General features: G+C 47.4%; 18 protein-coding genes. 12 read left to right on the plus strand and 6 right to left on the minus strand.

Going from position 1 to position 24,696, the window contains the following annotated elements; genetic code table 11:
- Positions 1-51 precede the first annotated feature (51 nt).
- From hpnD to LG219_RS08790, 8 genes are all read left to right on the plus strand, one after another.
- Entirely contained in the window at positions 52-888 is an 837-nt protein-coding gene (gene hpnD / locus LG219_RS08755; RefSeq protein ID WP_226764121.1) for a presqualene diphosphate synthase HpnD, read from the plus strand.
- Positions 889-1,083: 195 nt separating this feature from the next.
- Complete coding sequence (locus LG219_RS08760; protein WP_226764122.1) at positions 1,084-1,434, plus strand: endonuclease domain-containing protein; 351 nt, start codon at positions 1,084-1,086, stop codon at positions 1,432-1,434.
- Positions 1,431-2,750: a hydroxysqualene dehydroxylase HpnE gene (hpnE, locus tag LG219_RS08765; RefSeq protein ID WP_226764123.1), complete on the plus strand. Its 1,320-nt coding sequence runs from the start codon at positions 1,431-1,433 to the stop codon at positions 2,748-2,750. Before LG219_RS08760 ends, hpnE begins: the two co-directional genes overlap by 4 nt.
- Positions 2,751-2,996: 246 nt before the next feature.
- Positions 2,997-3,749 carry an SDR family NAD(P)-dependent oxidoreductase gene (locus tag LG219_RS08770; protein ID WP_226764124.1) on the plus strand — a complete coding sequence of 251 codons (753 nt, stop codon included), beginning with the start codon at positions 2,997-2,999 and terminating at the stop codon, positions 3,747-3,749.
- A gap of 309 nt (positions 3,750-4,058) precedes the next feature.
- On the plus strand, positions 4,059-6,044 hold the full coding sequence (gene yoaA, locus LG219_RS08775; protein WP_226764125.1) for a DNA repair helicase YoaA: 1,986 nt from the start codon (positions 4,059-4,061) through the stop codon (positions 6,042-6,044).
- A gap of 17 nt (positions 6,045-6,061) precedes the next feature.
- Positions 6,062-7,126, plus strand: a complete 1,065-nt coding sequence (gene mltG / locus LG219_RS08780; RefSeq protein WP_226764126.1) for an endolytic transglycosylase MltG — start codon at positions 6,062-6,064, stop codon at positions 7,124-7,126.
- Between the two features lie 156 nt (positions 7,127-7,282).
- Entirely contained in the window at positions 7,283-8,173 is an 891-nt protein-coding gene (locus tag LG219_RS08785; protein ID WP_226764127.1) for a DMT family transporter, read from the plus strand.
- A 305-nt stretch (positions 8,174-8,478) separates the two neighbouring features.
- Positions 8,479-8,994, plus strand: a complete 516-nt coding sequence (locus LG219_RS08790) for a bifunctional adenosylcobinamide kinase/adenosylcobinamide-phosphate guanylyltransferase (RefSeq protein WP_226764128.1) — start codon at positions 8,479-8,481, stop codon at positions 8,992-8,994.
- Positions 8,995-9,100: 106 nt separating this feature from the next.
- Here the strand turns inward: LG219_RS08790 and LG219_RS08795 are convergent, their stop codons facing one another.
- The 4 genes from LG219_RS08795 to LG219_RS08810 all read right to left on the minus strand — a co-directional run bounded on the left by LG219_RS08795 (position 9,101) and on the right by LG219_RS08810 (position 15,932).
- On the minus strand, positions 9,101-10,699 hold the full coding sequence (locus tag LG219_RS08795; protein WP_226764129.1) for an EAL domain-containing protein: 1,599 nt from the start codon (positions 10,697-10,699) through the stop codon (positions 9,101-9,103).
- Positions 10,700-10,882: 183 nt separating this feature from the next.
- Positions 10,883-11,950, minus strand: a complete 1,068-nt coding sequence (hisC, locus tag LG219_RS08800; protein WP_226764130.1) for a histidinol-phosphate transaminase — start codon at positions 11,948-11,950, stop codon at positions 10,883-10,885.
- A gap of 123 nt (positions 11,951-12,073) precedes the next feature.
- Positions 12,074-15,358, minus strand: coding sequence for an EAL domain-containing protein (locus tag LG219_RS08805; protein ID WP_226764131.1), 3,285 nt, complete (start codon positions 15,356-15,358; stop codon positions 12,074-12,076).
- Entirely contained in the window at positions 15,348-15,932 is a 585-nt protein-coding gene (locus LG219_RS08810) for a biliverdin-producing heme oxygenase (protein WP_226764132.1), read from the minus strand. The genes LG219_RS08805 and LG219_RS08810 overlap by 11 nt, the downstream gene beginning before the upstream one ends.
- Before the next feature lie 129 nt (positions 15,933-16,061).
- On the opposite strand from LG219_RS08810, the gene LG219_RS08815 reads away from it, so the two are divergent.
- Positions 16,062-16,379, plus strand: coding sequence for a hypothetical protein (locus LG219_RS08815; protein ID WP_226764133.1), 318 nt, complete (start codon positions 16,062-16,064; stop codon positions 16,377-16,379).
- A 152-nt stretch (positions 16,380-16,531) separates the two neighbouring features.
- Here LG219_RS08815 and LG219_RS08820 read toward each other — a convergent pair whose 3' ends face one another.
- Positions 16,532-18,826, minus strand: a complete 2,295-nt coding sequence (locus LG219_RS08820) for an NHL repeat-containing protein (protein ID WP_226764134.1) — start codon at positions 18,824-18,826, stop codon at positions 16,532-16,534.
- Between the two features lie 577 nt (positions 18,827-19,403).
- Here LG219_RS08820 and LG219_RS08825 point away from each other — a divergent pair.
- From LG219_RS08825 to LG219_RS08835, 3 genes are all read left to right on the plus strand, one after another.
- Positions 19,404-21,317 (plus strand): DNRLRE domain-containing protein, encoded by a 1,914-nt coding sequence (locus LG219_RS08825; protein ID WP_226764135.1) that lies wholly within the window; start codon positions 19,404-19,406, stop codon positions 21,315-21,317.
- 79 nt (positions 21,318-21,396) lie between these two features.
- Positions 21,397-22,989, plus strand: a complete 1,593-nt coding sequence (locus LG219_RS08830) for an ethylbenzene dehydrogenase-related protein (protein ID WP_226764136.1) — start codon at positions 21,397-21,399, stop codon at positions 22,987-22,989.
- The gene (locus tag LG219_RS08835) at positions 22,986-23,564 is read left to right on the plus strand and encodes an Lcl C-terminal domain-containing protein (protein ID WP_226764137.1); all 579 of its coding nucleotides are present in this window, start codon (positions 22,986-22,988) and stop codon (positions 23,562-23,564) included. Before LG219_RS08830 ends, LG219_RS08835 begins: the two co-directional genes overlap by 4 nt.
- Positions 23,565-23,665: 101 nt before the next feature.
- On the opposite strand, the gene LG219_RS08840 is transcribed toward LG219_RS08835, so the two are convergent.
- Positions 23,666-24,076 (minus strand): Arm DNA-binding domain-containing protein, encoded by a 411-nt coding sequence (locus LG219_RS08840; RefSeq protein WP_226764138.1) that lies wholly within the window; start codon positions 24,074-24,076, stop codon positions 23,666-23,668.
- Between the last annotated feature and the right edge of the window lie 620 nt (positions 24,077-24,696).

Genomic DNA, 24,696 nt, shown 5'->3' on the forward strand with positions numbered 1-24,696 from the left:
GCGCGAAAGCTTTTGGTCAGTGACTGAGTTATTTTTGAATTGGATTTTCTTGTGACACCAGATCAATATTGTGAAGATAAAGCGGCGAAAAGCGGCTCGAGTTTTTATTACAGCTTTCGCTTTTTAAGCCCTGAAAAGCGCATTGCCATTACCGCTTTGTACGCATTTTGTCGTGAAGTGGACGACGTGGTCGACGAAATCAGTGACGAAGGTGTTGCGCGGACGACGTTGGCATGGTGGCGCAATGAAGTTGACCAAATGTACGCCGGTTCGCCGCAACATCCGGTAACTCAATCATTGTGGCCAGCGGCCCAAGCCTATGATTTACCACGTGAATTGCTGCTTGAAATTATCGACGGCATGGAAATGGATTTAAATCAGGCGCGCTATAACAGCTTTAAAGATTTGCATTTATATTGCTACCGCGTTGCCAGCGTGGTGGGGCAATTGGCGGCGATGATTTTTGGTTTTACTGATCGTAAAACATTAAAGTACGCGCATGATTTAGGCATTGCTTTTCAGTTGACCAATATTATTCGCGACGTCGGTGAAGACGCCCGCCGTGGCCGGATTTATTTGCCAGTGGATGAATTGCAGCGCTTTAACGTGCCCGCTGCCGACATTATGAATTATCGTGAAACGGCTGAATTTAAAGCCTTAATGAATTTCCAAATTGATCGTGCCGAACAATATTACGATCAAGCCATCGCGTTATTGCCTGAATGCGATAAAAAAAGTCAGCGTACTGGCTTGGTGATGGCGGCGATTTACCGCGCCACCTTGGCCGAAATTCGCGCCGATGGCGCGCAAAAAGTCCTCAATCAACGCATCAAACTCACCCCCATCCGCAAGCTCTGGCTGGCTTGGAAAACATGGTGGTTTGCTTGAGATTTCACCCCCATCCCAACCTTCCCCCATCAAGGGGGAAGGCGCTTGTGCAGTCGCATTGGCCATAGTTATGTCGTAATTCCAAGGGTTTATGGCAAAGCAATGCAACGTCGAAAGAAAACGGTTGCCGATCTATTGACGCTGCATTGATTCCCTCCCCCTTGATGGGGGAGGGTTAGGGTGGGGGTGAAATCGTTGAGTAAACACCATTTGGCTCGCTGGCAAGTTCAATTTGCAAGAGCACTTCGGCATGAGGCGACTGATGCTGAAAAATTATTGTGGCAGTATTTGCGTGCTGAGCAGATGGGTTTTAAGTTTCGCCGCCAGCAAGCGATTGGTGTTTATATTGTGGATTTTGTTTGCTTAGAGGCTCACTTGATTATTGAGCTTGATGGCGGGCAGCACATGGCATCGCATGCAAAAGATGCGATTCGAGATCATGATTTGAATGAACAAGGATTTAAAGTTTTGCGGTACTGGAATCATCAAATTTTCACTGAAATGAATGCTGTTCGGGCCGATATTTGGCAGCACCTTTACCCATGAAAACCGTTGCTATTATTGGCGGTGGTTATGCGGGTATGGCGGCGGCGGTGGAGTTGGCGGCGGCGGGGATCTCGGTCACGGTGTTTGAGGCTGGCAAAGTGCTCGGTGGCCGGGCGCGCCGTGTTGCGCGCAGTCATCAGGTTGGGGCTAGCGCCGTGGATAATGGCCAGCATTTATTGATTGGCGGCTATAGCGAATTATTGCGTTTGATGACGCAGTGCGGCGTGGATTTATCCCGGGTTTTTTTGCGTTTGCCGATGCGTTTGCAAGTTGATCCCGATTTTGTACTCGCTTGCCCACGGTTGCCTGCGCCTTTGCATTTGGCGGTGGGTTTATTGTTGGCTAAAGGTTTATCGTGGGCTGAGCGTTGGGCGTTAATTCGTACCATTCAGTTGAGTAAATGGCGGGGCTGGCGTTTAGCGCAAGACATCAGTGTGGCGCAGTGGTTAAGTCATGAGCGGCAACCGGCGAGTTTGATCGCTAAATTCTGGTCGCCATTGACCTTGGCGGCACTGAATACGCCGCTGGAATTGGCGAGCGCGCAAGTGCTGCTCAATGTGTTGCGCGATAGTTTGGGCGGCGCCCGCGCTGCGTCTGATTTACTGTTGCCGCGTTGTGATTTTAGTCAGTTATTTCCTGAGCCTGCGGCGCAGTATATTGAGCAGCATGCTGGGTATTTAAAGCTAGCCCATAGGGTAAAAAGGCTGTCGGTAGATACCCAAGGTTTTTTACTGGATGATGCTGAGCGATTTGACGCGGTGATTTGTGCCACACCGCCGCATCAAGCGGCAAATATTTTGCCGGCGTTACCTGCGCTCAATGCCTTAAGCGCGCAGTTAGCCGCTTGGCAATATCAACCGATTGTGACAGTGTATTTGCAATATGCCGCCGAGATTCAGTTGGCCACGCCGATGCTCGGTTTGGCCGATGCGTATTCGCAATGGGTGTTTGATCGCGGAGTGAGCCACGGCCAGCAGGGCTTGATTGCGGTGGTGATTTCCAGCGAAGGGCTGCATAGCGGCTTAAGTCATGATGAATTAGCCACGGCCGTGCAGGCTGAATTGCATCAACGCTTGGGCTTACCTGATTTAGTGTTGCGCCAACAGGTCATTAGTGAAAAACGCGCGACGTTTGCCTGTACGCCCGACTTGCTTCGGCCTGACAATACCACTGATGTGGCGGGTTTATTTTTGGCCGGAGACTTTACTGCTGATTTAGCCGGGCAGGGACGCGGTGAATACCCTGCGACGCTAGAAGGCGCAGTACGCAGTGGCGTTCAAGCGGCGCAGCAATGCCTACAGTATTTGCGCCACTAAACGGTTGGCCTTTAATGCGTTTGCGTCGTGACGTGAGTTAAAAATAAGGACTTACGTTCTGATAGGGCGCACATTGTTTACTGATGTCGGCGTGAGCGGGCTCACGAAGACACCACTGATTTGTACGATTGGTTTTTCTCAGTCCAATTGTTGGCGTGCTACTGGCTCGCCGCTGAGATCGCAAATCAGAGATCACTTTGAGTAATCACATGACCAGCCGTTTGGCTGATGATTAGGAATAGAAAAATGGCAGATTGGAAATCAGCAAGCATTGCAGCAGATGCATTTAAAGATCGAGTAATTCTGGTCACTGGCGCGGGTCAGGGCTTGGGCGCAATGGCCGCTATTGAGCTGGCCAAACTTGGCGCGACGATTATTTTATTGGGGCGTAACGAAAAAAAGCTCAGCCGCACTTATGACGCCATCGAAGCCGCTGGTGGGCCGCAGCCCGCAGCTGTACCGCTGGATTTGGCCAAAATGGGCGAAGCGGAGCTCAATCAATTGGGCGTACTCATCCAAAAAGAATTTGGTCGTTTAGACGGTATTTTGCATTGCGCCAATGGCTTTAATCATTTGTCGCCGCTGGCCAATCAAAAGCTGGACGAATGGGTGGATATGTTTCGCGTCAATGTGGCCGCGCCGTTTGCGCTGACGCGGGCGTTATTTCCGCTATTGCAGCAATCGCCCGATGCCGCTGTATTGGTTTTGGGTGAAACCCATGCCTTTGAGCCCAATGCGTATTGGGGCGGTTTTAGTGTGACTAAAGCTGGGCAAAAAAACTGGGTTGAGATTGCCGCTGCCGAATGGGAAAACCTGCCGAATGTGCGGATTAATTTGCTGGTGCCCGGCCCGATTCAATCGCCATTTCGTTTGGCAACGCATCCGGCAGAATCGGCTGAGAATCTACCCCTAGCCAGCGATGTATTCCCAGCGATTGCGTATTTATTGGGCGGCAATAGCACCGGGCAGTCAGGTAAAGTAGTTTTTTTTCAAGCGTAAAATAAATTAGAACTTGCGCTGAACTTTTGCTAATAGCGGCACTCTGAACAAGGGTAGTGAGTAATGCGATAGATGGTGTTGGTCTCGGTTCAATCCTCGCTAATACGATGTGTATTGTGTTTTTCATCTCTCCCTGTATTGATTGGCCCCGCCGCGTGCGGGGCTTTTTTTTGGGCGGCGCTAATTTAAGTCACGCGTTTGGCCTTGGCTTAGGCCAAAATCCGCGCAAACGCGGTTGGCAAAGGCAACGGCAACAGACCCTAGACGCTAGCTACGGTACAATCGATCATCCGATGTTTTGAGCTTTCCATGACTCTTGAAGAAGTTTTTGCCGATAACGGCCCGTTTGGTGCTGCTTTTCCCGGCTATAAATTGCGTCAACCGCAGCTAGAAATGGCGCAAGCGGTTGAACGCACCATTGAAGCGCGTGGCCAATTGATTGCCGAGGCCGGCACCGGCACCGGTAAAACCTTTGCCTATTTAGTGCCCGCACTGTTGTCGGGTGGCAAAGTGATTGTTTCAACCGGCACTAAAACGCTGCAAGATCAGTTGTTTAATCGCGACGTACCGAGCGTTCGCGATGTGCTCAAAGTACCGGCGATTATTGCCTTACTCAAAGGGCGCTCCAATTATGTGTGTCATTACCATTTGGCGCGTGCCGAGCATGAAGGGCGCTTTATGCGCCGTGAAGACATCGCCGATTTACAAAAAGTAAAACGCTACGCCAATACCACCGGCTCTGGTGATAAAGCCGCTTGCCCTGGGGTGGCCGAAGACGCGCCGATTTGGGCGCAAGTGACCAGCACGCGCGACAATTGCCTGGGCCAAGATTGCCCCAATCACAAAGAATGCTTTGTGCTCAAAGCGCGCAAAGACGCCCAAGAAGCCGATATTGTGGTGGTGAACCATCATTTGTTTTTTGCCGATGTGTGGCTAAAAGACGAAGGCGCGGGCGAATTACTGCCGGCGTGTAATACGGTGATTTTTGACGAAGCGCATCAGCTACCTGAAGTCGCCAGTCTGTTTTTTGGCGACACGCTGACCAATGGGCAAATCATCGAACTGGCACGCGACGCGCGCGCCGAAGCTTTAGTGGTGGCCAAAGATTTTGTCATGTTGCCCAATGCCGCTGAAGCGCTGGAAAAATCAGTCAAAGATGTGCGTTTAATTTTTAAAGACACCGTGCGCTTACCGCAGCATGAGCTTAAAGAAAAATTCCCGAGCTTTTTTAGCCAGCTCGTTGAAATGACCGGGCATATTCAGCATTTAACCGAATTACTCGCCAAGCAAGCCGAGCGCGGTGAAGGGCTAGAAAAATGCTATAAACGCGCGGCTGAAATGTTGGCCTTAGTCGAAAAATGGCAAAAATCAGATTCAGCCGAAACCGTGCATTGGCTCGATGTGACGCAGCACGGTTTTTTGCTGCATATTACCCCGCTCAATATCGCTGATTTATTCCAAAAACAAGTCAATCTTAATCCGCGCGCTTGGATTTTTGCCTCGGCGACGTTGGCGGTCAATCATCACTTTACTCATTTTCAGCATGAGCTGGGTTTATGGTCGGCCGAAACTGCGACATGGGATAGCCCATTTGATTACAAGCAGCAGGCCGTGCTGTATGTGCCGCAAGACATGCCCCAGCCTAATACTGCGGAATATACCCGTGCAGTGGTTGAGAAAGCTTGGCCTTTATTGCAAACCACTCAGGGCCATGCTTTTTTGCTGTTTACCTCGTTGCGCGCCATGCGTGAAGCCCATGAAATCTTGCTTGAAAAACTTAAAGACGCCGGATTAGATTGGCCGGTGTTTTTGCAAGGCACCGGCTCGAGAACGGAATTACTCGACCAGTTTCGTAAAGAGCCGAACGCGATTTTGGTGGCCAGTCAAACCTTCTGGGAAGGCATTGACGTGCGTGGCGAGCAATTGTCTTTGGTGGTGATTGATAAATTACCGTTTTCGCCGCCCGATGATCCGGTGCTTTCAGCCAGAATGGAGCAGCTGACCAAAGCCGGGCGCAGCCCATTTATGGACTATCAGCTGCCCAATGCCACCATTACGCTCAAGCAAGGCGCTGGGCGCTTAATTCGTGATGAAAGCGACATCGGCATCTTAATGATTGCCGATTCGCGCCTAGTTGAAAAACAATACGGCAAAATGATTTGGAAAAGCCTGCCGCCGATGTATCGCTCACGCGATTTAGCCAATGTGCAAAAATTTTATGCCGTGCAACGAGAAAAAGCGCGCACTAACAACGTCGATGGCGAAGTGAGCGCCGCCGAAGATCAAAATAACTGACCTTAAGGTAAAACGCAGTGGCTGCACCAACACCCTATAAAAAGAAACCCAATCTCTACCACAAGAAAGCTGTGCAGCAACCCGTCTCGTTTTGGGGACGTTTGTTGGGTTTATTGATCTTTGTTTTTTTTACCGTGCTGACTGCCGGTGGCGCGTGGTTTTATAGTTGGACTCAATCTGAGCAGCCCAATCCACCGTCGCATTCGGTCTTGATTGAGCGCGGTGGCGTGAATGCGGTTGCGGCGCAATTGGTGCAGCAAGGGGCTATCGATTCAGCGCCGTTGTTTATTTTGCTGGCGCGTATTTCAGGGCAAGACGCCAGTATTAAAGCCGGTAGCTACGCGCTTAAAGCACCGATGTCGCCTTGGCAAATCCTTAAAAAATTAGCCAAAGGTGAGGTGGATTTACAGATGTTTAGCATGATTGAGGGCTGGAATTGGCGTGATCTACGGCGCGCACTCAATGCCCATCCATCGTTAAAACACGATACCGCCGCCATGAGCGATAGCGAAATTTTGGCCGCACTCGGCATTAGCGCCACCTCGCCAGAGGGCTTATTTTTCCCTGATAGTTATCATATCGATCAAGGCAGTTCAGACCTCAAATTACTGGCGCGCGCACATCGCCTAATGCAAGAAAAACTCGATGCTGCATGGGCTAATCGTCAGGCTGATTTGCCTTTGAAGTCAGCGTATGACGCGCTGATTTTGGCGTCCATCGTTGAGAAAGAAACCGGAAAAGCTACCGATCGACCGATGGTGTCGGGCGTATTTGTCAATCGCTTACGCAAGGGCATGCGTTTACAGACCGATCCAACGGTGATTTATGGCGTTGGCGAAGCCTTTAAAGGCGATATCACCAAGGCGCATTTGCGCATGGACACCGCTTACAACACCTATACCCGCGCCGGTTTGCCACCGACCCCGATTGCCATGGTTGGAGAAGCGGCACTGATCGCCGCAACGCAACCGAGTCAGACCAAAGCATTTTATTTTGTCGCTAAAGGCGATGGCTATTCGGCGTTTTCTGAGTCCTTGGAGCAGCACAATGCGGCAGTACGGAAGTATTTGTCGAATCGATGAGGGGGTAGGGAGTAGGGAGTAGGGAGTAGGGAGCATTTGTTGTATTTTTATATAGGCCTTAATTTATAAGGCTGGTATTGATATACCCAGTAGTAGACTTTCCCAACTCCCAACTCCCAACTCCCAACTCCCAACTCCCCAGTCATAAGGAAGTTTATGAAACCGGTATTAAAAGGCCATTTAATGGTGTTGTTTTGTGTTTTGGTCTGGGGTGTCACTTTTGTTTCAACCAAAATCTTATTAGACTTTCGCAGCCCAGTCGAAATTGCTCTTGATCGCTTTGTATTGGCCTACGCCTTATTGTTTTTAATGCATCCAGTGCTTAAAAAACCGCAATGGCGCGAAGAATTGTATTTCTGTGGATTGGGTTTATTTGGCGTGACGCTGTATTTTTTAACCGAAAATATCGCGCTGCAATATACCCAAGCATCTAGCGTGGGTTTATTAGTCTCATCCGCGCCATTACTCACCGCATTTTTTGCGCATTTCACTACCCACGACGAAAAACTCAGTCTGCGCTTAATTGTTGGCTCTTTGATTGCATTAGCTGGCGTGGCCTTGGTGATGTTTAATGGCAGCGTGATTTTAAAACTCAATCCGCTGGGCGATATTTTGGCTTTATCTGCGGGCGCAGCGTGGGCGATTTATTGCTTATTACTCAAGCGGGCAGGGCAGCGTTATGGTTATTTATTTTTAACGCGGCAAGTGTTTTTTTACGGCATCGTCACCTTATTACCCGCCGCGTGGATCATGGGTTACCGTGTTGATTTGGCTTTGTGGCTCAATCCATTACAAGGCGGCAATATGCTGTTTTTAGGCGTCATTGCCTCGGCGCTGTGCTTTGTGGCGTGGAATAAAGCACTCGGCATTATCGGCGCGGTGAAAGCCAGTAATTACATTTATTTAATCCCGATGGTCACTATGCTCACGGCGATTGTGATTTTGGGCGAGCGCATCACCGCCGTTGGCGCCGCCGGTGCAGCCATGATTTTACTTGGGGTATATTACGCTGAGCATGGATTTAAATGGCCTGCAGCTAAATACTAGCTAGCAAATGGCAGTGTTTGGATTTGGTGTTGATATTAAATTGCACGCGTTTAAACCGATCGACTGCAGCCCCTTCCCCCTTGATGGGGGAAGGCTGGGATGGGGGTGTTGAGCTTAAAATGTACTTCGTTGTATCACCCTCACCCTAGCCCTCTCCCATCAAGGGAGAGGGAATGCCGCGATGCGCTAAGCACAATTAACATCAAATATACACATGGCCTAGAAAATAGCGCTGTTGAATGCGGGCTTAATCTACCCTTGCGACGCCATTTTTTTGCCGCCAATACATCTATAGGTCGGTTTATATGCAATTGATTTTAATTAGTGGTGGGCAAAAAAGCGGCAAAAGCCGCTATGCAGAGCAGCGTGCTTTGGCGCTCTCTACGCAGCCCGCCTATTTGGCCACCTCGCGCGTTTGGGATGATGACTTTGCCCAGCGCATTGCTCGGCATCAAGCGCAGCGTGATTCGCGTTGGGTGAATTTAGAGCAAGAGGTTGATCTGGCAGCGCATGGTTTTAGCGGCGCGGTGATGGTGCTCGATTGCATTACTTTGTGGCTGACCAATCTGTATACCGATTGTGGCTACGATCGCGACGCGACGCTGCTTGAAGCCCAAACCCGCTGGGCCGCTTTTACCGCTTGCACGCCGCAAATCGTGATTGCCGTTGGTAATGAAATCGGTTGGAGCTTGCACGCCGAAACGCAGATGGGCCGGCATTTTGTGGATTTACACGGCAGCTTTATGCAGCAAGTGGCGGCTCAGGCGAGCGAAGTGGTGTTGATGGTGGCGGGGTTGCCTTTGCCAGTGAAAACGCCTTAATCAAAGCAATTTAATCTGTGGTTCAAAAAAAGAGCTAGAAAGGGAGATTCATAGCAAAAAAAATCGCCCTCAACGTCAGTTGATGGCGATTTTATGCTTTGTTCCGTTAATGAAAATAAGGAAATTTCGCCGAATTTTCAGTGTTAAATTGAAATACGCTCAGCGCATCCATTGGTAAAGGTTTTGAGAAATAAAATCCCTGTAAATAATCAATCCCCAGTATCGCTAGATAATCAGCTTGATCTTTGTTTTCTACGCCTTCAGCAACGACATTTAAATTCAATTGCCGTGCCATATCGACCATATTGGCGACAATAATCTGATCTTTTTCTCGGCTTACAATGTGATCGATAAAGCTTTTATCGATTTTTAAATAATGAAATGGAAAACGACTTAAAGACGCCAGTGAGCTGTGGCCAATACCAAAATCATCAATTGCCACCATAATGCCGGCTTGCCCCATTTCTTGAATGATTTTATTCGCCAAATCGGGGTCGCTGACTAATCCTTCTTCGGTTAATTCAACCACCAATTGATAATCAAGATATTTTAATTTTGCATTGAGTGCAAAAATGGCATTAAGCATCGCCTGATCGTTTAATTGCTGTGCGGTAATATTAATTCCGACACGCGATTGTGCTGGGATTGGTTTTTTGCTTAAATCAGCTTCTACGCATTGAATTAAACTCAGCATAATTTGAGTGAGCAAACCTTGAGCTTCGGCTTGTTGTATAAATAAATCTGGATTTAATAAACCGTGCTGAGGATGTTGCCAACGCGCAAGAATCTCCACGCCTGCAATTGAATTTTGCTGACCAATGACAGGTTGGTAAAACGCTATAAATTGCTGCTGCTGAATAGATTCGATGACTTGCTGACGAAAATGGTTGTTTTCTCCAAATCGCAACCAAATCCAGCGGCTACTCCACGCTAAAAACAAGATGGCGAGTAAAAAAGCCAAGGGTAAATTAGTTTCAATGTATTTTCTTAATTGAAAACTATTATGTTGGGCTGTTACTTTAACCGGCAGCTTATCTATTAAAATGGATGTACTATTATTTTTTGCTGCGGTAAGTGGCATTAATATAAAATCATCGCCCTGATTAACGAGCTGTAAATGGCCCACTCTGAGCGTAATGGTTTTGACGCGTAATCCCATGACCAGCTGCAATATGTCTTTGTAATATTGTGAGTCGAGTACGCCGATGAGTACCCGGCCATTGTCAAGCTTACGATAAATAACTAAAGCTTCTCGATCTGAAATTAAACTATTTTCATGCCAAGCTATGCCGCTGGCCTGCGTGGCGCCATCGCTAATCAGTGTGTGTATGGGTGAATCTATTTTGCCGAGTGCATGGGCAGAAGAGCAAAAAATACGTTGTGTTTGGCTATCTGCAATATAAATTGCGCGAAAGTAGGGGGTAGCGGCACTGATTTTTTGTAAATCAGCATAGATATCTTGGCAAGATTCGGTTGGGGCTAATGAAATTTGGTCGAGCACCGTATAGGCGTTGCGTAAAGATTGCTCAATCATTGCTGCGCCACGTTCGGTCAGCAATTGAATTGATTGTCGCGATTGATAGCTTGCGACTTGCCAGACTAAGAGTGCAAGTAAAGCAATAAAACTTAAATTACATACTGCGATCAGTAAAACGCGAAATGCTTTGGCGCTCCCAAACATAGGCTTAACAAAAAATGAATTCATGGTGTTGGTTCGTTTGACCGATGAGGGATGAGGTTGTTCTGTCTGGTCTAATAATTAGGGATTTCTAATATACAGTATTGGTGTAAGGTAGGTACGGCAAGAAAAGTAATAATTTTAATACCAAACGGACTAGAGCCAGTACAAGATTGATCTCAAACTTGCACTGGCCTTATGTCATGCAAATTATGTATTTAGAATAGCTTGCAAGGCAGTAATCAATGCTGCGCATTCAGCATCACTACCAATCGAAATCCGTAAAAATTGCGCAATACGCGGTTGTTTAAAATGGCGAACCAAGATGGCGCGCTCGCGTAATGATTGTGCTAGTTTGGCCGCATCGTGGTGTGGGTGACGCACGAAAACAAAATTAGCGTGCGATGGCAAAACTTCAAACCCCAATTCAATGAGGCTTTTAGTTAGGGTATCTCGTGTGGTGTTAATTGCAGTGCAGGTTTGATTGAAATACCCCGTATCTTCGATTGCCGCCACGGCACCTGCGAGTGCAACGCGATCGAGCGGATAAGAGTTAAAACTATTTTTAACCCGCTCCAAGCCCGCAATTAAATCGGCGTGGCCAACGGCAAAGCCGACGCGTAATCCCGCTAAAGAGCGAGATTTAGACAGCGTTTGCACCACCAGCAAATTGTCATATTGATTCACCAGCGCAATTGCGCTGGTGCCGCCAAAGTCGATATACGCTTCGTCCACCACCACCACTTGATTGGGATGCGCTTTTAATAGCGCTTCGATTTGCGCCAGCGGCAGCAAAATACCGGTCGGCGCATTGGGATTAGGGAAAATCATCGCGCCACCGCCGCTGTAATCGTTGGTGTCGATTGCAAATGCATCGTTCAGCGGCACACAGCGATAGTCAATGCCATACAAGCCACAATACACCGGATAAAAGCTGTAGCTAATATCGGGAAACAGCAGCGGTGCAGCGTGTTTTAGCAGTGCTTGAAAGGTATGCGCCAGCACTTCATCCGAGCTATTGCCCACAAACACATTGGCTCGGGTAATGCCATCGGCGCGATGAAAATGCGCCACTGCGTCTTTAAGCGCATCGCCATTGGGGTCTGGATACAGCCGTAATAAATCGCTCACCGCGGCCTGCATCGCATCGATGGCTTTGGGTGACGGGCCATACGGGTTTTCATTGGTATTGAGTTTGATCAGATTGGTGATTTTAGGCTGCTCACCCGGCGTATACGGCGTAAGGGTGTGAACAATAGGGCTCCAAAAACGGCTCATGGCGATGATCTTTTGACGTGGGCAAAAGTTGATTTTACCAAGAACAGGCTAAATCGGAATGCCAGTTTGTTGTGAATAAAAAAGTTTTTAATTCAAATCGCCCAACTGGTATTCAATTTGGCGTTATTTAGCGATGGCCTGCGTGTTGATCAGGTGTTCAAAATCAGTCATTTTCATCGCTTGACCAAATAAATAGCCTTGATAAGTCAGGCATCCCATGCTTTCTAATAATTTTTGTTGCGCTTGGGTTTCTACCCCTTCGGCAATGACGGTTAAGCAAAGATTTTTGCCCAAGGCAATAATGGTCGAGGCGATCGCGGCATCTTTGGGGTTACTTAATATATCTTGAATAAACGACTGATCAATTTTTAATTGTTCGAGTGGCAAGCGTTTTAAATAAGAGAGCGAAGAAAAACCAGTACCAAAATCATCGATTGAAAAAGTGACTTGTTGTTGGCGGATGGCATTCATTTTTTTTATCACGACTTCGGTGTTGTCTAATAATAAGCTTTCGGTGATTTCAATTTTGAGTCGATTTGGATTGATTTTATATTCGGCGAGTAATTGCTCAATTTCATGCTCAAAACTCGGGAATCCAAATTGCTTAGCACTGACATTCACCGAGAGGGTGAGATGCGCGAATAAAGGATCGACTGCCCAACGTGCCAGCTGTTGGCAGGCTTGTTCTAGCACCCAAAATCCCATCGGTAGGATTAATCCGGTTTCTTCAGCTAACGGAATAAAGGCGGCAGGCGAAATCAGGCCTTGTGTGGGGTGTTGCCAGCGAATTAAGATTTCGGCGCCAATGTATTGATTTAAATTATTTACTTGTGGCTGAAAGTAAAGAATAAATTGCTCTCGAACGACGGCATGACGTAATTCAGTTTCTAGTGTAATTCGAGTTAAAACGGCTTTTTGCATTTCAGGGTCAAAAAAGCGGTAGGTGTTTTTTCCGCCACTTTTCGCTTGATACATGGCGGTATCTGCGCGCTTGAGTATTTCTTCTGCGCTTAAGGTACAACCTTGAAATAAAGAAATGCCAATGCTTGGACTACAGCGATGTTGAATTACCGATTTAATTTCAACTTCAATTTCATTGGGTATTTGAATATGAAACTCATGAATAAATTGCTCTAAAATTTGCTTGGCAATCCACTCTATATCTTGCGCCGCATGCGATTCATTGGCGTTCAGTTCATCCAAAATAAGTACAAATTCATCGCCACCCAGTCGGGCTACCGTATCGCCTTTTCTCACGGTATGTATAAGCCGATTGCCGACTTCTTTGAGTAGCCAATCTCCGGCATCATGCCCATGGATATCATTCAGTGATTTGAAGTTATCCAGATCAATTAAGATGAGCGCTGCATGTTTGCCCGATCTGGCGCTGCCTAATCGGGTTTGGCCTAGCCGATCGAGCATGAGGCGACGATTGGCTAGCCCAGTCAGGGGGTCATAAAAAGCCAGTTTTTCAATTTCATGCTCTGCCGCACGTTTTTCGGTGACATCGATCGATACGCCCAGTAAATGAGTGGCATCGCCCTTTTTATTGGTGAGGGCAATTTTACGCGTAAATAAAGTTTTAATTTCGCCGTTGCGAGTGCAGATGTCTTCGGTGTTAATTTCAACAATGCAATTTTTGGCTAAAACTTGACGATCACTTTGAATAAAACGTTCTGCTTGTTCTTTTGGAAATAAATAAAAATCATTTTTGCCGATGATGTCGGCTTCTGGAATACCAAAAAATTCACAACCCGCAGGATTAAGTAGCTTAAAGCTTAAATTGTCAGCATTTTTTAAAGTAATTATTGCAGGGATGTGTTTAATAATGCTCGACATTATTTCTTGTGTTTGCTCTAATTTTTCGGTTACTTCATTTAATTCATGCTCGTTTTTTTCTAGCTTAAATATGTATTCAATTTGATTGAGTAAAGCGGAGCCAAAACGCTGCGCAATCATGATCTGGGCCGGCAGCCAAGCTTGTGCATGCCCTGGCCACATCTGAATCCATTCAGAAAAAGAGGTTCTGGGGATGAGTCTGTGCGAGCCATCGGCAGCGTAAAAGTGAGTTTTATTCGGCTCGCCAGCCCATTGGATGTGACGAGGATATTCGGCGCGAAACCACAGCACATAGCTGCCATTGCGTAATGGGAAAGGCCCTGCCAAAACCCCGGAAACCAGATGCTGATAGGCTTTGGCAGGTGAAAAGTGAAAGCTTAGATCATCACAGGCGAAGGCCTTGTCACCCTCTTGCGTATGCAGCCACTGAATTAATGCTTCGAGTTCCGCCGGCTCAGGTACTTTGCCAAAGTGATGGCGTTTATTGTTTAAGGATAACACCACCCCGTCGGCAGTCATTAAATGTTGAATTTCTTCTAAAATCTGGTCGGGTATACCCTGTTGCGGCAACCATAAAAATTGCGATAACTTACCAAATAAAACAATGATTTGTTCATCTAGCGAAAATTGCTCCAGTACTTGATCGGTACTTAAATGTTCAGAAACTAGATTTCCGATTAATTCGCACCTGAGCAAAGCTTGCGCGCTTAATAATTTGGGTGTTCTATGGTGGCAAGTAATGAGACCCCATAAACGTTGATCTTGTAACAAAGAAATAGAAAGAGACGCTGCAACGCCCATGTTTTTTAAATATTGCAGATGTATTGGCGATAATGAACGTAATTGAATGTAGCTTAAATCCGGCGTTTTATCGGTATATAGGGGGGCGGATAAAATCGGAATTTGATCTGCATCGACGTTAGCGACATAACGAATGGTATTTTTAGTATAGAGCTGTCTGGCTTGCGCCGGTATATCGCTCGCTGGAAAGCGAGAGCCCAAATAGGAGGTCGAGGTATTGTGGCAATTTTCAGCAATGACTTCGCCATCCCAATTGCTATCAAAGCGATAGATCATCGTATGATCAAACCCGCTAATCTCTTGAATATATTGTGCTAATAAATTGAAGTATTCAGAATGATGGATGGTTCTGTCGATTGATAATAGCTGTTTGATTTTATTTTCAATTTCAAACGGATTGTCTTTTTCAATTGTATTGGGTATTAATTCGATATATAAATTTTCGTCATGACTGGATACGTTGATATCAAATTGATATTTATTACTGATTGGGATGTTTTGGTAATATGCGGTTGATTTTTTTTCTTGAAGCAAATTCAATACTGGGCGTAACAAAGGAATATCGCTGATTTTTTTTCCAAGTAATTCATTCGGGGCTAATGCCAGAAAATGTTCGGTATTGCTGCTGATGTGGGCGATCTCATCGTTTAGATCTAAAACCAATAACACCCCATGATTTTGTATCGAGCCGATTAAATGAATCGGCTCAGTGGCGCAGTTGCGCAAGGCTTGCTCAAATTCTGGCGTATTCACTGTTTTATTGGGCATAAAGATCAAGGCCTTGATTAAATAAGTCAAAGGTCTGTGATGCTGCATCGGTGATTTTTGTTGTTGTCACAATCGGCTGATTAGCTAAAAAAATTTGATATTCATGCCAGTATTTCGAGGTATTTAAGCCATAGGCATTAAAAAAATGTCCAGCATACTGTGGGCTAATACGCAGTGATTTTTGTAAACAAGTGCTAATCACGCTGGCGCCTAAGGTTGAGCCTTCTAGCACATAAGCCGCACCGAGCCATTGTTCTGGCGTGGTGATAAAGCCGGCGCTTTCTTTGGCGAGAGTGGGGTGGATCATGCTGGGCGATGATTTAAGGTCGGTTAAATCGGCGTATAACCACGGCAGCTTATAGCGAGCTTGGTAATCAAAATCTAACTTAAATTGGCTTTGTCGCTGCAAAAGCACGGTTTCAATGGCGGAATAGATTTCATAGTAAGCTTTTAATAATTGAATATAGCGCGCCAGAGAATATTCAGACTGGGTAATCCCTTTGAGTAGCGGATGTTGATGAAGGCGTGCGTGTTGTTGGCGAGTTTTTAATTTTAGCTGTTCTAAAATCATCATGATTTCAACCAAGGTTTGCTTTCTATTTGCTGATGTTAGTATGGATTTTGTGTTTAAGCTTTATGTAAATATCAAAAGTATGACCGCACGTCATTCTTGCCTTGAGGCCGCGTTTGGCACCGCTGTGCAGTGCCTTCTTTGACTATCAATCACGCCAAATTGAGCACCGAAACGGCGCGAAATAAAGTAAGCATAATCCTGACTTCATCTGTTGATGTCGGACTCATCGAACGATTTACGATCATTGCTTGGCGCAAGCAGAATGACACCACAGCGCAGTTGTGCCTGGTGTTTGAAGCCCATCGGCAATGGGTATTGGCGTATTGGAAGTCGCCACAGCCGCTCAGCAAGGGCGCTGTGGCAACGATGGCAGTGTACTCAAGAAAAGCTAAAAGTGAGTTGATGGCAGTTGGCTATTACAGCGGCATCAGCGCTGCATCAGCATGACGCTGATCTGCTATTCAACGAATCCAAGCGCAGCAACAGACCCTAGGATGATGTGGCCAAAATGAGTAGTCCCCAGTTGAGGCAAAAAAATACTGGCCACTTGCGTGGCCAGTATTGGCGATTGAGCGCTTTTTTAACGCAGTAGGCTCAGTTTACAGTGGGTTGGCACTGAAGTAGCGCTCTAGATTATTCACCTCGCTGCTTGGGCGGGGCACGCGCATGTTTTGGTCAATACCATTGTAAAGCATCTCTCTTGGCGCTAAATGAAAGCCATTGGTGTTTGGATCCATATACGGGAGCTGTTGTTTTCTAAGGAAGTAGTCCAGCAGTTGGCCGCTGCTGCTTTGCAGGCCAAGACCTTCATTGCTGGACCAAGCGCTGCTATGAGTACCCCAGTGGTGACCAAATTCGTGGCCGATAATGCTGGGATTTCTAAAGTAATGTTGGTAGTAATTCCAAGTATCGAGACCTAACACATCTCCCCCGCCAAGGCCGCCACCCATGGTGGTGACCCCCAAGCGAATGCTGCCACGATTCATGATCTCTTGATAGAAACGAAGGTAATCGTCGCTAGTAAAAAATCCACCCGGAGCATTAACTTGACCGGCGTTACCAAAGAAATCATGGCCCATGACTTTTTTATGGTTAAACCAAATATGTTCAAATTCGGGACTGTTTAATGCATACGCGAAATTAGTCATCATGATGACCCATTCGCGGGCGTAAATCGGATTAATTTTTCCCCATTGTGCATCACCGCCGTATTTGCCAAATGAAAGTTGCCATTTCATTTTGAAATTACTAATTTTTTGCACGTGCGCATCGGTTTTTGAATGAATTCGTATATCGAACAAATCGCTCGGCAGTACGCTGAGTGCGTTTAAGCCTTTAAATTGCAGACTGCCTTTGTCGTCAACCCGCTGAAAAGTGCGCCCATCCACGATAGCAACATCGAGACGAACAGTACTAAATGCCGGTAGTTGATCTAAAGACCCAAGCACAAACCACTGGCCACTACCTCTAAGACTGGCTTGAATTTCTAGATTGCGAACGGTGGTTGCGCTGTAGCTGCTTAATGCCAATTGCCGTTGATCGAGCTTGCCGCTGAGGATTTTGTTGATTGCAAAGCTGCGCAGTTGTGGATTAGTTAATGTCTCCCAGCTATCGCTGTCTTGTAATAGCAATCCTTTTTGCGCTGCAGCAATGGCGGCATACTGATACTGCTGCGTTGTTGCCTTATCGATGTGATGTAGTTCGTCCACTTGTCGTTGTGGCAGGATCAAGATGTCTTTATTTTGGATTGCGGCGATGGTTTGCTGATTAAAACCAATGTCTTTTGCTTTGAGCAAATTTTGTGGTGCGGCTTGATCGGCCAGATTGATTTGGCGAAATTGATCAAGTGGTGTCGCGGGTAAAATTTGCGCGCCGCTGGCTGGTAAGTCGCTGGATGCAAAGCGATCAATCCCGCCACCAGTGCGGCTCACATACAGCTGGCCATCATCGCCTTGGATTTGTGTATTGCTGACGCTATTTTGCTGCATGATGGGTTGCACCATGGTGGTCGATTCAGCCAGCTGGCCCACATCGTAAATCAAGGTTTTACCATCACCAAAGCTAGCAAAAAGTCGCTCGCCCACGGTCGCTAATTTGACATCACAATAAATGCTCTCGCAGCCAGGTAAGCTAAGGTAAGCATGCTTGATGGCTTTTTTATTATTTGCAGGGGTGGCGTCGCTTTGTTTCCAAACCGAAATTCTTTGGTGTGTATCGGCGGCAAAGATGTAGTTGGCATTGGCCGCCACCGCAATCGGATGAACTAAGACTTGATTTGAAGGGCCGCTCCAGCTCCCTGTGCCTAGCGCGGTAATAAAGCGCGGTGCGCCCTGGCTGATATCAAAAATATCGACGCGATTGGATGATAGCGACGCGGTGTAAAGCCGATCTTGAAACTGATTTATATCGTTTAAACGCTTAAAATCATCGGTGCTGCCATTGCTGGAAAAATTACTAATCGGCGTTAATGCTTTTTTGCTCCCAAGATCAAAACGCAAAACAGAAGCCGCAGCAAGGTCATTGGCTACATACAGAATATTATCTTTGAGCACCACCGCACTGGGCGAGAATGCGGCATCGTCCAGCCCAAAACTACTGGCATTTAATTGCTGAGCTTGATCGAGTAATTTAACACTACGCTCTACGACTGCAGGATGACCACCGGTATCACCTCCGCCAGTATCACCACCAGTTCCACCACCGGTATCACCACCGGTATCACCACCAGTTCCACCACCAGTTCCACCGCCAGTTCCACCGCCAGTTCCACCGCCAGTTCCACCACCAGTTCCACCACCAGTTCCGCCGCCGGTATCACCGCCAACTCCACCGCCACCACAAGCGGCTAGCATCAGCGTTAACACAAATAAACTGGTTAATTTACGTATCATCATTGTGCGCACAATCAATCAATAGATATAAAACGCCATCTTACAGTATTAGCATTTGCTAATACCATGGCGATTACAGTCGCTGTATCTTTTAATCACACGCTGCGGCAGGGACGGTGCTCAATGCCATGCTAAGGTCTGTTGACGTTTGTTTGGCCAACCGCGTTGGTGCGGCTTTGGGCCTGAGGCAAGGCACGCAGCGCGCAACTTAGGGTTTGAATATCCAAATTATTAAGTCAGCGCTTTGTAACGCGGCATCAGGCTGACATGTTTTAGACAAGTCGCCGCAAACCCTGCGGGCTGGGCGCTTTTTTCGGCGACTGAGCGTTGCAGCAGGCTCACATAGCATGACTTGCGTCGCTAACTACGCCTTGATTTGCCGCGACAATCGAAGAAGTAGCGGCGGGAAACCCAACGTCAACAGGCCCTAGCAAGAAAGCCTATTTGCAATGCGAATGGGTAAAGTTGTTGTTTATAAGAAGGTTAATTACTTGGCTTGCTCAATGCAACGTCAGCGTAATAGTTGCTCGTTACGATCCTGATTTTTGGTGGAGACTCAATTAAAAAAGGACGTAATATCATGACTTTGTCTGTAATGAAGTTGGCGTGCCTTAGTGCCGTTCTAATGGCGGGCACTAGTTTTGCCAGCGTTAAAAATGTTCGGGTGGTGTGGGATGCCAATCCAGCGAATGAAGCTGTCGTCGCGTTTTCTAAAAGCGGTACAGCCACATCGACTGGGCAATATATCAAGTATGGTACGAGCACCACTGAAAGCACTTGGTTGAGTAGTAGTAGTGCTGTGCCGCGTACTTTTAAATCAACGCTGGATAATTATTTCGTTCGCTTACAAAACTTAAATCCAAATACAGATTACTTTTTCCGTGCATGTGATAGCGCCGGTTGTAGTGAAATGTATTTTTTCCGAACGGCTGCAGCGGATGATCGCAGCGTTACCGTGATTGCGGGTGGTGATTCGCGTACAGACCGTGCGGTTCGCCAGCAGGGTAATCGCTTGGTTCAAAAAATTCGCCCTCATTTCATTATGTTTAGTGGTGATTTTACTGATAACCACAGCGCCAGCGAGGTTGAAAGCTGGCTTGATGATTGGAATCTGACTTTTTCTCCGACCACAGTCAACGGTATCGCCGTGAAGCAAGTTCACCCGATCATTCCAACGGTGGGCAATCATGAAGCTTCAGATATGAATTTTATGTGCTCGGTATTTGGCGTAGATGCTGATCGCAATGGGCAATGCTCTTTGCGAGATACTTATTTTGGCGTCAATATCGGTACCTTAATGCGGGTGTATACCTTGAATACGGAGCTAGAGTCGTCGAGCTATGCCAATGAGCGGACGGCACAATTAGCTTGGCTGAAAAGTGATATGCCCGCTTTTTACAGCAGCACGCGTTGGCGCTTTGGGCAGTATCATCGACCGATGTTCCCACGCAGTACGAGCAAACCGGCGATCACGCAAATCGCTCTGGATTGGGCTACGACATTCCAAGATTACCGCATGAATTTGGTAAATGAATCTGACACGCATATTGCCAAACTGACTAAACCTGTCCGCCCGATGGGAAGTAATTACCAAGAATCGGCGACGGGAACCGTTTATATCGGTGAAGGTGCTTGGGGTGCTCCGGTACGGACTGCCGACCGTGTTTCGCCATGGATTGTGGATCAAGGTAGTTTTGCACACTTCAATGTGATTCAAGTGAGTGCCGCTGCGATGAATATTCGCACGGTTTACTTAAATAGCGAGGCGAGCACGAGCACGGTGAGTAAAGCCAACCGTGATGCTGACCCATTAACGTTGCCTACGGGTTGGAGTTTGTGGAATGCCGCAACAGTGGGTGATGTGTATAGCTTGAAATTGGCGAGTGATAATTTTACTGAATTAAATGAAGTCATCGCGCCGACCCCAACACCCAGCGCAACGCCAACGGTTCAACCTTCTGCGACCCCCACTGCGACACCAACGGCTACAGCAACACCCAGCACCACACCAACCAGCAGCAAAACTTTATTGGCGGTGCGTGATGTCACCATTAGCAGCACTGGCGCGCTGAGTAATGGCGCAACAGTCTATGCCGACGGTGATGATGCAGGTGCTCAATTACGCGCTTTGTTTGGCTGGAATGTAGCGGGCATTACTGGGCAGTTAAAATCGGCGACGGTGCAATTTAATGTCAGTAATTTATCTAAGGGCATATATAACTTGTACGCAATGAGCAATACCTGGAGTGAGGCCAGTACGGCGTATAGCCAAGCCAGTGGTGGTAATTTACTGGGTAGCTTTACCCCCAGCGCCACAGGTACTGCGAGTATCACTTTGAATGCTGCGGGTCTGGCTTTAATCCAAGGCTGGTTAAACGGCAGCACGCCCAATAATGGCGTCGTGATGCTCAGCGGCGGTACCAGCGATGGTGTTGATATGACGTCTCGTGAAGGTGGTAATCCAGCGAAATTGATTTTGAACTTTGCGCCTTAAACCCACTTAAGCCAGTGCAATCGATCACCGCCCTTTACGGGCGGTGATTTTTTTCAATCGTTTGGATGAAAGTGATTTTATGTCGGTCGCAAAATATTATTCGCGGGTCGTCGTTTTGCATTGCTGTGCGATTTTGCTGTTGCTCGGCAGTGTATTGAGTGGGCTGCGCTTGGCGTTGAGCGCAGGGCGAGGTGATTTTTTCTCTGCGTTCAATGCGTATTTGCCGCAGGGCGGTATGCATGGATTGCATGTGAGTTTGGGCTTTGCTTGGTGTGTATTGGCATTGATTTTTGTTTACCATCATTGGCACGCGCCCGCGCGCGCAGCGAGTAGTACGCTGGCGGAAACTTGGAATCGATGTTTGATTCATTTCGCCCGCTATTTATTTTTATCGCTGCTCATCCTTGGTGGGGTTTTGTATTTTGGCGGTAGTGCTGCATTAGATGGGTGGGTATTGCTCCTGCATCGTTATTTTGCCTACTCTGCATTCGTATACCTCATTGTTCATGCACTTTCTCAAGTGATTTATTCACCTTGGCTACAGGTTCGGGCGATTCTTTTGCCCAAACTGAAGGTTGTGCGGCTGGTCGGGTGGACATTCTGGCTTGCTGTCTCGCTCGCTGCCGTGTTGTGGCTAGGGTCGGCGTGGATCATGCCGTATTTAACGCCGCAATTACGAATTGCTAATCTGGCGCTGGATCAAGAGATTGTCATTGATGGGCTGGCAAACGAAAGTGCGTGGCAAAGCGCACCATTACACATCGTCAAAACGCTGAATATTGGCGCAAACGCGGCAGAAACTCCGGTCACCGTACAGGGCTTGCGTCAGGGCGAAGTCGTTTATTTTCGCTTTAGCTGGCCTGATACAACGCCAAGTTTGCAGCACCTGCCCTTAGTCAAAACCGCACAAGGCTGGCGCATCGAACAAACTGGCTTGCTGCGTAATGACGAAACTCAGTTTTATGAAGACAAGTTTGCGGTGATGTTTGCTCGTGCGCCTGACGCAGCAGGCGCGGGCAGTATGCTATTGGGCTCGCAGCCTTTGACAGGACACGCAGCCAATCGGACAGGGCGTGGTTACCATGCGGCGCAAGGAGCCCTGCTGGATGTGTGGCACTGGAAATCGGTACGCAATCATGGCACTAACCAGCTAGATGATAGCCATTTTGCCGCGGCTTACCCTGAGGTACCCGGCGAGATTCGCTATACCGCAGGCTACAAATCAGACCCCTTGCAATCGGGTGGCTATAGCGAAAACTGGGCTTGGCCAAGCAATGGCATTGTGACGCCCAAGCGACTGCCGCGTGATCCTGCACAATTAGCGCGTTTTCAAGCTGCCAAACCCAACGATCCCCAGCTCGTTTGGGGCATGTCATGGTACGAAACTTTGCCGTACTCGTCAGCAGCGGATCAATACCCAGTCGGTACTCGAATGCCATCGGTACTGTGGACCACGATGTTTGAAGGTGATCGCGGTGATGTGCGGGCGATGGCGAGTTGGCATAAGGGCGTGTGGACACTCGAGGCAGTACGCGGCATCAAAACCGAATCCCCCTTTGATTTAGCCTTGAATGAAGGCTTATTTATGTGGGTAGCGGTCTTTGATCATCAGCAAACCCAACACAGTTATCATTTGCGCCCCCTGCAGCTCCATTTTGAGGACCAATCATGAAGCATCTTATATGCTGTTTGGCGCTGTTGAGTGCTATGCAGGCCAATGCCATTGATCGTTGGCAGAAAACGGATTCGCAAGGTCGTGCGCTGCCAGTTAGCGCAGGCCCTTGGTCGTGTATACGTGACCTGAAGACGGGCTTGCTTTGGGAAAATAAAACCGATAATGAAGGCTTACATTTTAATGCGGCAACGTATTCTTGGTTTGATGCGACGCATCGCCTTGGCGTAGAAAAAGCCGGAAGTTGCAGCGATGCGACGATGAAAGTCAGCCCCTGCGATACACGCGATTTAATCGTTTTAGCGAATCAGCAAGCTTGGTGCGGTGCTAGTCATTGGCGTGTGCCCAGCGCAAAAGAGCTGGCGAGTTTGTTACTAGATACCGGTTTTGCGGGTAACCCACTTATTGCCAGCGGATTTTTCCCACACACCGGCCGATTCCCTTATTGGACTGCGGATGTGCGGCAAAGCAACAATGGCAAAACAGAAGCATTGATATTGCATTTTGGCAGTGGATCTACCCAGTGGCTGGGTACACAACACGCAGCCAGACTACGTTTGGTAGCAACACCATAAGAAATAGCATGGATAGTCTTTGCTGGATCTCGGTTAGTCCATGCTATTGCGCAAATATTTATTGTTACAAAGGGAAGGAGGTGAACTGGAAAATTTGGGCGCTAACTTTTGAGAACGTATTTTTCCGTATAGGCTGCAAAAGTATTGGCTATTGAATATTGGGCGGCAATTTTCGCAACTTGCTTTTCAATGCGCGGATCTTTGCCTTCTTCGACTTTGCTGAGTGAGTCATTGCGTAGCTTTCTAGCTTGAGCCAATGTGACCTTGGGGTATTCGCCGAGCCATTGCTTGAACATTTTTCCGTTCAGGCCGTAACGATAGCGCCAGCGTTTTCTGTTTTCGGTAATGATCAGGTAGAGGCCGCCACCATCATTGAGTGCGGTTTCAGCTTTGCCTTCCGGCAATTTGGCATTTTTAATTTCTAGCGGCGTTAAAAGATTGCATGTTTTTGCAGTCTTTTCTATCTTGGCTCTTGGCATGGAAATGCCCCTGTTGCGATGACCTGCCCCCATTGTAGTACGGGGGCAGGTTTTGTACTGGCTGTCTTGGGATCTTGTCGGATGTTACAGGCAACAAAAAACCCGCAAAGCTAGGCTTTATGCGGGTTTGAAGTACTACTTAGGACTGCTTAAAACCATTTAATGGTGCCAACACGGGACTCGGTTTTTGATCTGTATACCTTATTTTTATTGAAGCTAACTTTTTATTTTTTGCTAATGGGGGCAGGAATGGGGGCAGGTGTGTACCTTGCTACAGAGCCAATCACCATTGCAGATGCAGTTTAGGGGGGCGTGATCCTTTACTTTGTGTATCGATCCATTTCACAGTGGAGAGCAGGGTAAAGACATCACAGGTGCTTTGCGGCATGCCAAATTTTACATTACGAATATAAATGTTGACCGATATCCTGTGCAAAAGCACAGGATATCTAAAATTGCAGCATCTTGTCGTGATAAGTCACTATCAAAGTTTTGTGCTACTCCTTGTCTGGGTGTATCACACAACATTTATTGTGTCTTTATGATCAAAACATCACCAGCAGATAAATGCTACATCGTTGTTCACTGGCGATGAGTTGATACTGCATAATCGATATAGGTTTGGCAACAGTCGAATAGGTCTACATTTTGAT

Origin of the sequence: Deefgea salmonis (assembly GCF_020531905.1) — a bacterium.
GTDB lineage: Bacteria > Pseudomonadota > Gammaproteobacteria > Burkholderiales > Chitinibacteraceae > Deefgea > Deefgea salmonis.